The sequence below is a fragment of the Pantoea folii genome, assembly GCF_056678875.1.
This window is the reverse complement of record NZ_JBWXON010000014.1, coordinates 121,078-134,808: the sequence shown is the minus strand read 5'-3', so window position 1 is coordinate 134,808 and position 13,731 is coordinate 121,078. Positions and strand designations below refer to the sequence as shown.

Annotated in this window: 12 protein-coding genes; 5 read left to right on the top strand and 7 right to left on the bottom strand. The window is 52.6% G+C overall.

The annotated features are described in order from the left end of the window. Nucleotides 1-6: 6 nt before the first annotated feature. Together AC1MDE_RS16925 and AC1MDE_RS16920 are read right to left on the bottom strand one after the other, a co-directional pair. Nucleotides 7-1,029, bottom strand: coding sequence for a LacI family DNA-binding transcriptional regulator (locus tag AC1MDE_RS16925; RefSeq protein ID WP_480344876.1), 1,023 nt, complete (start codon nucleotides 1,027-1,029; stop codon nucleotides 7-9). Between the two features lie 77 nt (nucleotides 1,030-1,106). Continuing rightward, entirely contained in the window at nucleotides 1,107-2,501 is a 1,395-nt protein-coding gene (locus AC1MDE_RS16920) for an MFS transporter (protein WP_058959397.1), read from the bottom strand. Nucleotides 2,502-3,081: 580 nt separating this feature from the next. On the opposite strand from AC1MDE_RS16920, the gene AC1MDE_RS16915 reads away from it, so the two are divergent. After that, nucleotides 3,082-3,636: a histidine phosphatase family protein gene (locus AC1MDE_RS16915; RefSeq protein ID WP_058959398.1), complete on the top strand. Its 555-nt coding sequence runs from the start codon at nucleotides 3,082-3,084 to the stop codon at nucleotides 3,634-3,636. Between the two features lie 70 nt (nucleotides 3,637-3,706). Here AC1MDE_RS16915 and AC1MDE_RS16910 read toward each other — a convergent pair whose 3' ends face one another. Further along, the gene (locus AC1MDE_RS16910) at nucleotides 3,707-4,657 is read right to left on the bottom strand and encodes a YncE family protein (RefSeq protein WP_058959399.1); all 951 of its coding nucleotides are present in this window, start codon (nucleotides 4,655-4,657) and stop codon (nucleotides 3,707-3,709) included. Between the two features lie 416 nt (nucleotides 4,658-5,073). Between AC1MDE_RS16910 and AC1MDE_RS16905 the strand changes: the two genes are divergently transcribed. Next, nucleotides 5,074-6,087, top strand: a complete 1,014-nt coding sequence (locus tag AC1MDE_RS16905; RefSeq protein WP_058959400.1) for a glycosyltransferase family 32 protein — start codon at nucleotides 5,074-5,076, stop codon at nucleotides 6,085-6,087. Here AC1MDE_RS16905 and AC1MDE_RS16900 read toward each other — a convergent pair. After that, nucleotides 6,061-6,984: a LysR family transcriptional regulator gene (locus tag AC1MDE_RS16900; protein WP_045832974.1), complete on the bottom strand. Its 924-nt coding sequence runs from the start codon at nucleotides 6,982-6,984 to the stop codon at nucleotides 6,061-6,063. The genes AC1MDE_RS16905 and AC1MDE_RS16900 overlap by 27 nt on opposite strands. Before the next feature lie 120 nt (nucleotides 6,985-7,104). On the opposite strand from AC1MDE_RS16900, the gene AC1MDE_RS16895 reads away from it, so the two are divergent. The 3 genes from AC1MDE_RS16895 (at nucleotide 7,105) to AC1MDE_RS16885 (ending at nucleotide 10,874) form a co-directional block, all read left to right on the top strand. Next, nucleotides 7,105-7,494, top strand: a complete 390-nt coding sequence (locus AC1MDE_RS16895; RefSeq protein WP_034826287.1) for a tautomerase family protein — start codon at nucleotides 7,105-7,107, stop codon at nucleotides 7,492-7,494. Between the two features lie 212 nt (nucleotides 7,495-7,706). Then, entirely contained in the window at nucleotides 7,707-10,004 is a 2,298-nt protein-coding gene (gene opgB / locus AC1MDE_RS16890; RefSeq protein WP_480344873.1) for a phosphatidylglycerol--membrane-oligosaccharide glycerophosphotransferase, read from the top strand. A gap of 195 nt (nucleotides 10,005-10,199) precedes the next feature. Further along, on the top strand, nucleotides 10,200-10,874 hold the full coding sequence (locus AC1MDE_RS16885) for a hypothetical protein (protein WP_480344871.1): 675 nt from the start codon (nucleotides 10,200-10,202) through the stop codon (nucleotides 10,872-10,874). 30 nt (nucleotides 10,875-10,904) lie between these two features. On the opposite strand, the gene AC1MDE_RS16880 is transcribed toward AC1MDE_RS16885, so the two are convergent. The 3 genes from AC1MDE_RS16880 to AC1MDE_RS16870 all read right to left on the bottom strand — a co-directional run bounded on the left by AC1MDE_RS16880 (nucleotide 10,905) and on the right by AC1MDE_RS16870 (nucleotide 13,587). After that, nucleotides 10,905-11,609, bottom strand: a complete 705-nt coding sequence (locus AC1MDE_RS16880) for a GNAT family N-acetyltransferase (RefSeq protein ID WP_058959404.1) — start codon at nucleotides 11,607-11,609, stop codon at nucleotides 10,905-10,907. 144 nt (nucleotides 11,610-11,753) lie between these two features. Further along, the gene (locus AC1MDE_RS16875; protein ID WP_034826295.1) at nucleotides 11,754-12,248 is read right to left on the bottom strand and encodes an RcnB family protein; all 495 of its coding nucleotides are present in this window, start codon (nucleotides 12,246-12,248) and stop codon (nucleotides 11,754-11,756) included. Between the two features lie 160 nt (nucleotides 12,249-12,408). Continuing rightward, the gene (locus tag AC1MDE_RS16870; protein ID WP_058959405.1) at nucleotides 12,409-13,587 is read right to left on the bottom strand and encodes a serine hydrolase domain-containing protein; all 1,179 of its coding nucleotides are present in this window, start codon (nucleotides 13,585-13,587) and stop codon (nucleotides 12,409-12,411) included. Between the last annotated feature and the right edge of the window lie 144 nt (nucleotides 13,588-13,731).

The window sequence follows — 13,731 nt, the reverse complement described above, 5'->3', positions numbered from 1 at the left end:
ATAGGTTTATTTTTGTTGAGTAAGCAGGCAGCCACAGGACTCACCGATTTCAAGATAGTGAGGGAACTCTGCCAGTTGGGCTTCGCCATCCCCATTTTTCAGCATGGCGATAGCGCTGCGTGCCATTTCCCGCAGCGGTTGACGTACGGTCGTCAATGTCGGGACATGGAACGCGGATTGATCGGTGCCGTTAAAGCACACCAGGGCGACATCCTGCGGCACGCGCAAACCGTGTTCAGAGAGCGCACGGATACAGCCAATCGCCTGGCCCTCATTGCTGGTAAACAGCGCGCGCGGCACCTGTCCGCTGGCAATCATACGTTTTGTAGCGTCATAACCGCCTTGTCGCGAGTAGCTGGCAGGAAAAATCAGGGCTTCATCTGCCTGCAGGCCTTTCTCTGCCATGGCATCGCGCCAGCCCTGAATACGATCCTGGGCATTCAGCATCTCCAGCGGACCGCTGATCATGCCAACCTGCTGATAACCGTGACTGAGCAGATGTTCAGTCACCTGACGCGAGGCCTCGCGCTCATTGACCCGCAACATGCTCACGCCAGGACGGGGGGCAACGCGATCCAGCATCACCAGCGGTGTACCACTGGCCTGAATCACATCAATGTATGGGTGGCGGTCGACACTGGTATAAAACAGGCCATCCACCTGACGATTCAGCAAGCCCTGAATCAGTTCCAGCTCACGCTTGCGATCATCTCCGGCATCCCCTAGCAGCATCACGTGGCCGTGATCCAGCGACTCCTGCAGCAGCATATGCGCCATCGAAGCCACGAAGGGGTTGCTGATATTCGGCACCACCAGGCCAAAGGTTTTGGTGCTGCCGGATGCCAATGCTCGCGCCACCGCATTCGGTCGATAGCCCGTCTGTTTAATAGCTTCCAGCACGCCCAGCCGCGTGGCTTCCGCCACCGGGCGCGGTCCGTTGTTAATCACGTAGCTCACTACTGCCACTGAGGTGCCGGCGGCTTTCGCCACATCGCTACGTGTTACATTTCCGCCTGGGGATTTCGCCAATGCTCTTGCCTCTGCATGAATGCCATTGGCCGGAATAACCGGCCAATGGCACTGTTTCACTTACAGCGTGTTGCGCGTCAGATCGCATCTTCCGGTAGATTCAGATCGCGCCCACGCGTTTCCGGTGCCACAAACGTGGTCAGAAAACCGATGGTCGCCATCGCCGAGAAGTACACGGCAATCGCCCACCAGTGTCCGGTTAACGATAACAGCGCCGCAGCCACCAAAGGTGCTGTCCCTCCAGAAAGGATAGACCCCAGCTCTTTTGCCACCGCCATCTTGGTGTAACGGTGTTTGACACCAAACATTTCCACACCCCACGCGGCCTGCACCCCAAAAATACCGAGCGAGGCCAGCGCCATGCCTACGACCATCACCGGGATCACAATCGCCGGGTCACGGCTGTCCATCAGGCTGAATGCCGGCCAGGCGTAAATCATCAGCAGCAGACAGAAACCACGATAGGTGATACGGCGGCCAAAGCGGTCAGACATCCAACCGGCAAACGGAATAATCAGGAAACCCAGCAGCGAGGCAATAAACACCGCCGTCGTTGGCACCGACTTATCGAGCATTAGCACTTTCGCGACATAACCGACGATAAAGCCCTGCGCCAGATAGGAAGGACCGTTTTCGCCGATACGTAAGCCGACCATCGTCCAGAACGCACGGCTGCGCTGCCAGAAACTGCGGGTATCAACCTCGGAGGCGGCATGCTGCAATGTGGCGCTACGCTCTGCCTGCAGTTGCGCCTGCTGGCGCTCAAACACCGGGGTTTCACGCAGATGGCGACGCAGCCATAACGCGACCACGGCAATCAGCACGCTACTGAGGAACGGAATACGCCATCCCCAATCCAGCAAGGTTTGTTTATCCATCTGAATCACGGCAAGCCACACCAGCGAAGCGATCAGCGTGCCACTATTCGAGCCGAGGGCAATCACGGAAGAGACCAGACCGCGACGCGCAACCGGGGCATATTCGCCCAGCATCACGGTGCCACCAGACAGTTCCGCACCGGCGCCCAACCCTTGGGTAAAGCGCAACAGCACCAGACAAGCGGGTGCCCAGACGCCGATCGTGGCGTAAGAAGGGATGAGACCAATCAAGGTTGTCGATGCGCCCATCAGGATGATGGTTGCGATCATCACGGTCTTGCGACCTTTGCGGTCACCGATCCAGCCAAACAGCAGCGCACCAATTGGACGTGCAATAAACCCGACGGACCAGGTGGCAAAACTGGAAAGCAGCGCCATAGCGGGTGTGGCATTGGGGAAAAACACATCGCCAAAGATGATGCCTGCTGCCAGGCCATAGAGTGCGAAATCCGCATACTCCATTGCCGTGCCGAGCCAGCAAGAGAAGGTGGCGCGCCAGAAATCTTTGCGGCCAGAAGAGGTTTCCAGCCGCATGTCAGCAGCTGAAGAGGTGCTCAGTGAAGTTTGTTGCGAAACGGACTGATGTACCGTCATGACCTTTTCCCTGATATAGGTGAAAACAGCAAACGCCCTTCCGTGGGACGGTTCCCTTGCAACAAGCGGAACTCCCCGGTGAAGACGTTCAGTAGGCAAACCTGGATGAAAGTCAAAGAACTCCCTGGTGTTGGAATTCACTCATTCGCCTGTTCTCGTCGATGTTTTTTTCATCGATCGCATTAGTAAGGCAAATGTAACCACGTCATCTCAAGGCCAACTTTGTCTCTGGCACCGTGAGTTATCACTGTGGACACAGTCTATCTACGCGCGTAGATAAATCAAGTGATAAAAGTGAAAATAATTAATTTATCTTCACTGTAGCTCGGGATTAGAAAGCAAAAATGGCGTTAATTCATAACATTACAGCTCATCCAAACCAACAGCAGCGCATTAACCTCAATGTAATTAACGAGCGTTGCTTATCATTAGCTGAGTTGTGGCTGATCCTTCATCGCGCTTTTTTTCGCACAAATCAGTTAAGCTTTAATGACAATTGCGAATTAATCTTAAAACCCTTTCGCCAGTGCGGTTCAGCTATAACCTGCATTACACTGGGTAAAAATCACACAGGGCGCCTATGACCATCATCCTCATGCGACACGGTAAACCTGACCATCCGGTCAGCGGGCGCTTTACTGCGCGAGCGCTGGCCGACTGGTGTGAAGGCTATGACCTGGCTGACATTTGCGACTCGCCGCCGCCACGCAGTATGGCCATCGCTCGAATGGCCCGCGTGATCGCCTCCAGCCCGCTACCCCGCGCGCGTTCATCGCTCACGCGTCTCGGCCTGCAACCGCATGAGGTGGATGAGGTTTTCAGTGAAGTGGCCATTCCGCTGCTGCCGTTCGAACGCCTGCACCTGCCGCTGACCGTTTGGCTCGCGCTTTTGCGACTGTTATGGTTATGCGGTTACGCCGGGCATGTGGAATCGTTGACTCATGCCCGAGCACGGGCGCGTCAGGCGGCAGATAAGTTGGTCACGTTATCAAAACAGGGAACGGTGTTACTGGTGGGGCACGGCATCATGAACAAAATGATCGCCCGGGAATTGCGTAAACGCGGCTGGCAGGCGGAAAAACATGCCAGCAGCCGCCACTGGAGCAGCGCGATTTACCACCGCCCGTTTATTTAACCCTGTTACGTCCAATCAAACGTCGCGATCAGGTGCCTGGCGAACGTTGCCACAAGGAGATGCCCCGCCGTCAGTTCAACTGGAAGTAACTCAGCACCTCACAGCCTTTTCCGACGTTCGGGGTCGCTATCACTTTCATTTGCAGCAAATCAATCACGCTTAATGATCCATCGCCTTCATTGGCAATCAACAGCGTTCGATTATCAGCACTAAAACAGCCATCCATCGGTTTGTTGCCGACCGGAACATCCCCCAACGGATTGAGTAAATCATCAAACAGTGTGATGAGCGGCTCCTGATCGCCAATTGCTACCAATCGCTCACCGTTGGCGCTAAAACGTACCACCTGGCAGGGCTGTTGATGGGCCGTGAGTTTAATGCGCTGGCGAATACGATGGCTTTGGCGATCGACCACATACAGTAACGGCGCGTCGGCCGCGCTAGCGACCAGATAAGGATGCTTCGGCGAGGCCGCAATACCGGAGATCGGCCCCGGCAGCAGAATGTTGTCAATAATGCGCCCGTCTGCCTCGCACAGATCTACCACCGTGATGCTAGCGTCTTCTTCGTTCTCTGTGAACAATTTACGCCCGCTGGGTGAGAGCGTCAGACGATGCGCATTGTGCGATGGCAGCTTAATCATTTTCTCCACCCTATCGGTAACGGGATCGATGACTGCCACGGCCGCACTGTTTTCACAGCAGAGGTAGACTTTTCCATCGCGGCCCAATTGGCCACTGTGGGGCGACTGCAACGGAGATAAATCGATAAAACCGCTGATCTGGCGTTTGCGTAGATCGATCACCGCCACTTTGTGACCGGGGTGGGGATTGTCTCCATGAATGCCGTCACCATAGATCGGCACATAGGCTTTCTCTTGCTCAGGCAACATCAGTAGCTCATGCGGACGCGGCGGAAACGCATTCAGCTCCTGTTGCACGGCAAAGGTGTCGGGATCGAGAAACAGAACCCGATTCCCCTGCTTATCGACCGCCAGTAATCCACGGTTGTGTGGCTGCATAGTGCCTCCTTTGTGTTAACCACCTCGTCTAAGCGTAGTTAACCTGCATCAGGAAGGGGCAAATCCCTGCCAGGCCAGCGAAAAATGTAGCCGCTTTAAACCATTTGAATGCGGGTATTTTTTATCTAAGCCGCAGCCAGCGCCAAGGCCAAGTTATTTTATTAGGAATAGTCCTAATGATGATTAATTATAAAATCAGTCGGCCATTCAATTATTTCCGGGAAATTTTACCCTTAACGGATCCTTCATTTTCCGTTTTATCTGAAAGAAAAAAAAAGTCATAGCCTCTAAGGCCAGAATGCTTTATTAAGCTGATGTGAGTACTTTTTACACACAGCCGTGAGGAAACATAAGAGCGCATAAGCTGCCAGCATCAGGGAATCCTTGCCACCATAATCACAATAATCAGGTGCACCATGAATAAAAAACGTCTCCAGCCAGCGCTCGCGCTCTGGCAGAACTGGAAAAGAATCGCTTTTACCAGCCAGACATTACTGCAGAAAAAACAGCATACTGCGCTCTGCGCGCCGGAGTACGATCCTAGCGAAGAGGACAATATCGTGTTGTTTTCTGGCGAAAAGTCGCTGCCAGAAATACCGAAAAAAGTGTGGATGTATTGGGATAATGAATATTTACCGAAATCCATGATGTTAAATATTCAAAAGCTGCGCAAAGATAATCCTGATCACGATATCTATTTGCTCAATCGATTAACGGTAAAAGAAGTTTTACCTGATTTTATTTTCACCTCAACATTATTAAGCGAACAGCAAAAAAGCGAAGTCATTCGTCTGGAACTGCTGTTGCGCTACGGCGGTATTGCCATTGATTGCAGCACGCTGTTATTTGAAGATCTCTCATGGGTACATCGTGCTCATCAAGAGCGCTGCATGGATGTGATTGGTTATTATCGTGAAAACTCCACCGTCAATTATCTGGCGCCAGTGATTGAAAACTGGTTTCTGGCGGCGGCTCCGAATAACCCGTTTATTCGTGAATGGCAGAAGCAATACGCCCCTATCAAACATCTGGGTGAGCAGAATTATTTCAACGAGCTCAACAAGCGCGATGACTTTTCACTCCTGACCCAGAAAATTGATCAACCGCAGCAGCAGTTGGGTTCATTGGCACAACAGGCGGCGATGCGGGAATATCGTCGGGTGAATCTCTATCTGCGCAAATGTGAAGCCAACGCTTACTATTATCAGCGTTTGAGCGGCTGGAAAAGCGAGGCGTTTGCACAGGCCATCCTGTTCAACCAGCGTCCTATGACGCCACCACCGGTGATTAAGCTCAGCGGTAACGAACAGATGCACCTCGACTTCAACCTGCGTTTAGGCAATTACAACCGCAGCAGCCTGCTGGGTGAGATGATGCAGCCGCATGCGGCGATGGCGTTGGCTTCACCCATCAACAAAGCGCGCGCGTAGCCAGTGGATAAAGGTGGTCACCGCCCGTGGCACCTGTGCCGCATACGGGCGCACCACCCACAGCCGATCGGCAAAAGCATCCACGGTTTGCCACTGCGGCAGAACCTGTTGCAACGTGCCTGCTGCCAGCGCCGCTGCGGCGCTGAAATCGGGCAGCATGGCAATGCCCAGCCCTTGCAACGCGGCATCGCGGATTGATTCGCTGTTATTGGTGGCAAAATTACCCTGAATTTTCACCTGCACGGATTCACTGCCGCCACTCACCGGGCGGAAACGCCATTGTGGGGATTCCAGACCACGCGGGTAGTAGAGGCAGTTATGTTGCTGCAACGATTCTGGCACCTGAGGCACACCGTTTTGCGCCAGATAAGCCGGCGAGGCCACTAACAGCGCGCGCGTCTCACACAGCGGCAACGCCACATGGGTTTCGGGCAATGTCTGGCTGTGGCGGATGGCGAGATCAAATCCTTCACTGCCTAACGACACTAAGCGATCGGTAACATCCAACTGCAGCCGCACCTGCGGATACTCTCGCAAAAAATCACCGATAATCGGCACCAGCTGCTGACGTGCAAACGCCACCGGCGCGCTGACACGCACCAGGCCGCGGACTGGCCCGGCCTCATCGCGCACGCTGAAAAAGCTCTGGGCGATGCGCGCGAAAGGATCGCGCAACTCATCCACCAGCTTCTCGCCTGCCGAGGTTAGACGCACGCTGCGCGTGGTGCGCTGCACCAGCGACACCCCCGCCATCTCTTCCAGCTCTTTAATCTTTTGGCTCATGGCCGCTTTGCTGACATCTAATCGTTCAGCTGCACGAGTAAAACTGCCCAGTTCAGCCAGCACCGTTAGCCAGTGCAAATGCACCCACAGTGCATCAGTTTTGATTTCTTTCATATGGATTGTTCAAAATAATAAATAATCATTTCAACCAGCGCGCTTTTTCTTTCCTGCAGCAAGCGGCAGCATAAAGCCACATCCTACTCTTATCTTGTGAGCAAAAACGAGGGTTTATTTATGCCGTTACTGACTTTTGATGTGATTCAGGGCCGTTCTGAATCAGAAATTCGTACCTTGCTGGACGCTGCGCACCGCGCGGTATTAACCGCGTTTAAAGTACCCGCGCGGGATCGCTATCAGATTGTTCATGAGAATAAACGCTATCAAATGGTGTTTCAGGATACCGGGCTGGGTTTCGAGCGGACCGATAACCTGGTGATGGTGCGCGTGTACACCAGCCCAAGAAGCGAAGAACAGAAAACGCTCTTCATGGCAGAGCTAGCGCGCGAGTTGCAGGAAAATTGTGGCGTGCAGGGCAACGATCTGATGATCAGTTTTATCACTAACAGCAAAGGCGACTGGAGCTTTGCCGACGGCGAAGCGCAGTATCTGACTGGCAAGCTCTGATCCCTCCTCGCCCCTCGCTGGCAGCGACGCGTGCGTTGCTGCCAGGTCAAACCATAGTCAATCTAAACCTGCCTTAAACGGATCGGAACCCGCCGCACAATTCTGTGTGGTTATGTTGCAGCACTGTGACAGCCCATATAAATTGACGCATAACCCCCAAAGAGGGCCGAGGGCGCAGGGATGGCGTCACTAATTTATGTGAGGATCAAACCTTGTCCGAGTTGGTTTCGGTTGTACTCTTTTTAACGGCAATCGCCGTTTACTCCTGTAAAGCCGGGCGAAATAAATTCTGGTTTATCCTGATCTTAGTGTTGCTCACGCTGTTTATCGTGCTCAATGCCACGCTGTTTGCCAGCAACTATTTTACCGGCGATGGCATCACCGATGCGGTGCTGTATACCCTGACCAACAGCCTGACAGGTGCCGGCGTCAGTAAATATGTGGTGCCCGCCATTGGATTAATCATTGGCCTGTTTTTGCTGTTTTGCCTGCTTTCCTGGCTGCTACGCCGCCGTAGACGGCCGCATCATTTAGGCTGGAGTTTACTGGCTATCGCCTGCGCTGCAGGTTCGGTGCAAACCACACCTGCTTTTCGTCAGGTGAAAGATCTTATTGCCTCGCACTCACGTTTGGCCGACTCTGATTTCGATAACTATTATAAGAGGCCCAATAAAACCATTCCCGAACCCAAACTTAACCTGGTGTACATCTACGGGGAGAGCCTTGAACGCACCTATTTTGATCAAGATGCTTTCCCCGGACTCGCGCCGGAACTGAGTCGCGAAAAAGACCAGAGCATCGATTTCAGTGAAACCGAACAGTTGCCAGGCACCGATTACACCATCGCGGGGATGGTGGCTTCGCAATGCGGTATTCCCCTGTTTGCGCCTTTTGATGGCAACGCCTCGGCCTCGCTTTCCAGCTTCTATCCACAGAATATTTGCCTCGGCGATATCCTGAAGAACTCCGGTTATGAAAACTGGTTTATTCAGGGCGCGGATTTACGCTTTGCGGGCAAGGACACCTTCCTGCTGTCACACGGCTTTTCGCCCGCACATATGTATGGTTCAGAAGAGTTAAAGAGCCGGGTTGCCGATCCTGGCTACCGCAACAACTGGGGTTTTTACGATGACACGGTGATGGACGAAGTGTTTGAGAAGTATGAAGAACTTTCACGTCAGCAAAAGCGTTTTGCCTTATTTACCCTGACGGTGGACACCCATCATCCTGACGGCTTTATCTCGCGCAGCTGTCAGCGTAAAAGTTACAGCTACGATGGAAAACCCAATCAATCCTTCAGCGCTGTGGCATGCTCACAAGAGCATGTCGCGCGTTTGATTGCGCGTATCAAAGCGTCGCCATGGTTTAAAAACACCATCATCGTGGTCAGTTCGGATCATCTGGCCATGAATAACACTGCGCATCAGTATCTGATTAAGCAGCCGCGCCGCGATCTGTTTATGGTGATTCGTGGTGACGAGCCACAGGCGGAAGTGCTGGATGGCAAACGCAGCACCCTGGATAACGGTGCCACGGTGCTGGATATTCTGGGTGGTGATAAGGCAATTGGACTCGGCCGCAGCGGCCTCTCTTCAACATCTTTATCGGCTCAGTTTGAAGACATGGCGCAGAAGGTGACGGCATGGAAAGCCGATATCATTCAGCTGTGGAAATTCCCCAGTAAGATGGATGTCTTCACCATCGATCAGCCCAAAAACACCTTCAGCTTCTCGGGATCAACCTTCAAATTGCCGATTCTGTTCCGCGTCGGGCAGGATCGCGTCGAGCCACTGCCAGAAGGTGAATATTCTGCTCCACTGCGCTACCAGCTCGCGGACTTTACCGCCTCGGATAAATTCGTCTGGGTCGATCGCTGCTTCAAGATGGGCCGCTTATGGCAGCCTGATTTGGCCCTCTCTACCGATCTCTGTGTCGCCATGGGCCAGATGGGCGCAAAACCGACGGTAACGCGCATCGATAAACCGCAGTGGAAGGGCAAAGCGCAATTCCCGAAAGTCGAGGTGAGTGCCGCGACTTATCAACTCAACGAGCAGCAGATTCGCGTGGAAGATAATGCGATTCGCTATAACGCCGACCGATTCCTGCTGACGGTGCCAGGCGCACCCGACAGCGTGAAGCATTTCACTGGAATTTCGCGCCCCGAAAGCTGGGGACGTTGGTCAAATGCGAATCTGGCACCTGAAGTGAACATAGAATATGTCGAACCTTTACCGTCTCGCTTTGATGTGCAGATCACCGCGCGCGCTTTTGGACCCAATGCGCATCGACTGATTCCAGTTCGCGTCGGTAATGAAGAGCAGATGCTGAATCTGGGCGATGATTTCTCAACCACCACACTGCACTTCAGCAATCCCAACGGCAGTCACAACCTGATTATTGCGCCACCGGAGCCGCAACTCTCTAACGTTGGCAATATTACCGGGCAGGATCCGCGCAAATTGGGCATTGGTATGGTGGAGATAAAAATTATTCCACATCTGCAAAATTAAGCCATTTCCCCCCCATGCAGGCCTGCCAATGCGCAGGCCTTTTTTTATTAGTTGTTTTCGTTACTTATTGTAAGCATTGATTTTTTTCGAGATGCCGCGCAAAATCCATTTCATCACATTGTGAAACTATCACCTGCTGGATAGGCTTTCATTTTCACGGAAGGACACCAGAGGAATGAAAGGATGATACTGACCATGATTAACACGCATAAAGCCTATAAAGCGTTACAGGATGCAGGCGTCGCCGATAGACAGGCTGAGGTAATGGTGGAGATTTTTGCTGATATGCAGCAGGAAAATGCCTTAACCAAATTTGATTTGTCACAGGCAACAGAAAGCCTGATCCGGGCACAAAGCGCGACAAATAACCGACTCGATGCTCTCGAAGGCCGCTTAGACCAATTTCAAAACGAGGTTAAATTACAATTTCACGGCGTGAATCAGCGGTTTGAAGTGCTCGAAAAAAGTATTGATGAGCGGTTTGAAGTGCTCGAAAAAAGTATAGATGAGCGGTTTGATGTGCTCGAAAAAAGTATTGATGAGCGGTTTGATAAAGTTGATAAAAGATTCGATAAAATCGATGAGAGGTTCGCAAGAATCGATGAAAAGTTTGAGAAGATCGATGAGAAATTCGCAAGAATCGATGAAAAGTTTGAAATAATTGATGAGAAATTCGCAAAAATCGATGAGAAATTCGAAAAAATCGACGAACGGTTCAATCAGCAAGACATTAAAATCAACGCGTTAGACCAACGTATGCAAATTGGTTTTACCGAGTTAAAACAAGACAACATCTGGATCAGACGCGTTCTGCTCACAATCGCCACCGCACTGATTGCCATGACGACAAAATATCTCTTAAACAGCTGAGCCAGGCGGGCAGCCCGGCCCTTCACAGCCTTAACGCAGCGCTTCCAGTTTCATGCGCTGCGTCCCTTCTGCATTGAAATTCTCCGCTGCCAGCCAGCGTTCGAATGCCTGCTTAAGCGGCGGCCATTCGCCATCAATAATCGAGAACCAGCAGGTATCACGACTGCGCCCTTTATAAACAATCGCCTGGCGAAACAGGCCTTCAAACTGGAATCCCAGCCGCAATGCCGCTTTGCGTGAAGGTAGATTACAGCTGTCGCATTTCCATTCGTATCGACGATAGCCCAACTGTTCAATGGCATAACGCATCAGCAGATAGTGCGCTTCTGTTGCCATAGAGGTTTGCTTGAGCAGCGGTGAAAATGCCACATGCCCCACTTCCACCACGCCGTGCGCGGTGTCGATGCGCATCAACGCCAATGTGCCCACCGCACGCTGACTGCGCAGGTCAATCACCGCAAAATGCATCGGATCCTTACCCTGCTCAATCTTGCGCGCATAAGCCAGATACTCCGCCTCACGGGTAAAGGGCTCAGCAAACATATAAGTCCAGTCACCGCCATCAATGGCCAGCGCATAGGCGGCGTAAAGATCGCGACCGTGGCGTTCCGCACTTAAAGGTTCCAGACGGCAGTATTGGCCGTTGAAAGTCTCATAAGAGGGCCAGCTGCGCGGTTGCCAATCTGGCAATGGTGCACCGACTGGTTGTCCGTAGGCATTGATGTGTTGCGTCATGGTTCAGTTCCTTTGTCAGTGAAAGCGTAATGAGCAGCGTGCCACTTTTCCGGCGCATTAAAAAGCACCCGAGAGGATGAATCTGAAGGAGGAGGGATCGGTAGGAAGCGTGGCAGCCTGACGGCCGCCACACAAAGGGAGGGATTAACCCTTGAAGAAGATGTCGCCAGATTTACCCATCACAATCTTGCCGCTGTCGTCGGTGATCAGGATGTAGTTGGCATTGATATAAGCCCAGTGTGTACCAGGCTGCGGTGCTGGCAGGTGGCGTGGCTGCCACTCCACAATGGTGTACTGCTTTTTACGATACTCATCAGGTACCACATCACCGACTTTGTACTCTTTGTAGTCGATAATGATGGTATTCAGGTCGTAATTATTTTGCCCGGCAGGGGCATCTTGCATCCCGTTCTGCGATGGGCGAATCGGTGCCACATCGCCGCTGGATTCCGCGGGTTCATTGCTGGCCGGGGCATCCACTGCCGGAGCCTGAGTTTGTGCGTCGGGTGCGGTCTGCTGCACCTGAGGTGGCGGTGGTACGTTATCCGTTTGCTCGCCTTCAGCCAGTGCGGCTGGAGTCAGGCTCAAAGCGCCCAGAAAAATTCCTGCAGAAAGAAGGGTGACGTGTGTCCTGCGCATTGGTGATTTCCACTCTGGTTAATTATTAACTGTCCAATTTACTGACAAGTGCAGCACGCAGAAGGTTCCCCCGGCGCGCTTTGCGCGTCAAATTTCGCTGCACAGCATACCTCAGCAAAAGCGACTTTTGGCGCAGTAAAATTGCAAGCAACCATGTTCGTTACTCTGCCTGATTCTTCTGTGCCAGGTCCATCAACAGAGCAATGCCCAGATAGTTGCTCCAGTTAAAGGCATTTTGCAGCACCACAATCGCATTGCCATTTTGTTTATCAAAACCGATAAAGCTGGAGTAGCCGCCAATATAGCCCACCTGATAGGTGATTTTTTGCTGACCGTAGGTGTCCGTGACCCAGGCAATATTTTGAGACTGGTTGCCATGCTGCTCATAGCCTTGATTAACCTGAGCAAAAGCGGCGTTGATGGGTGCGCTGGCGTCATTGTGCAGATGCGCATCCAGATAGCGGATTAAATCACGTGCGTTGCTATACAAACTGGCGGCGGCCACCATGTTATTGCTGAATGCCCAATCCGGCGTCAACTCACCACGCGGAATCAGCTTTGGCTGGTCGCCCGCATGGCCCAGCGCACGCATCGGATAGCCACGCAGGCTTTGTGGTTTGAAGCTGCTGCTGGTCATGCCCAGGGGTTGGAACAGATTGTGTTGCGCCAGGCTTTCGATGCCCTGATGCAGACGATGCTTCAGAATATAGCCGAGCAGCGCATAGCCCAGATTGGAATACTGCGCCGCGGGTTTTGCTGGTGCGTCAAAATCAGCCAGATAGCTCAGCACTGCATCGCTATCGAGGTTGCCGTAAAAATTCTCACCGCTGCGCAGATACGCCATGAATTTCATAAACATCGGCAAATCCATATCCTGACGCGGCAGGCCAGAGGTGTGCGTGACCAGTTGCAGCAGCGTGATGCGTTTTGCATCCTCACTGAGCGGCACTTCCGGCGGCAGCAGCGTAGCAAGCGTATCGTTCCAGCGCAGCTCGCCGCGATCTACCAGCTCAATGATCACCTCCGCCGTTATGCCTTTGCTGAGCGAACCAAGCGCAAACAGCGTATCCGGCGTGATCGGATAACGGTGCACCGCATCGGTCACGCCAAAACTGTAAAACTTTGCAGGCTGACGCTGATGGATAATCGCAATGCTGATGCCCGACACCTGCTTCTGCTGCATGTAGTGCCGCACGATGTCATCGACGTTTTCATTGAAAGTCGCATGGGAGAGATAGACTTTATCGCCGACCGGCGCAGAAGTTTGTGACAGCGTGCCACAGGCGCTCAATAGCAAACTGAAGCACAACAGCAGCGATCGCGGAATGATGCAGCGCATCACCGATTATTCCTGGTGAAAGTTTTCATAGCAATTGATTTATAAGATATTTTTTATTTTTAGCAAAACGTGCGATGGGTGTTTGTGGCGAAATATAACACAGAAGAGGTGAATCGCCACCTGCCAGAAACAGGTGGCGAGGGG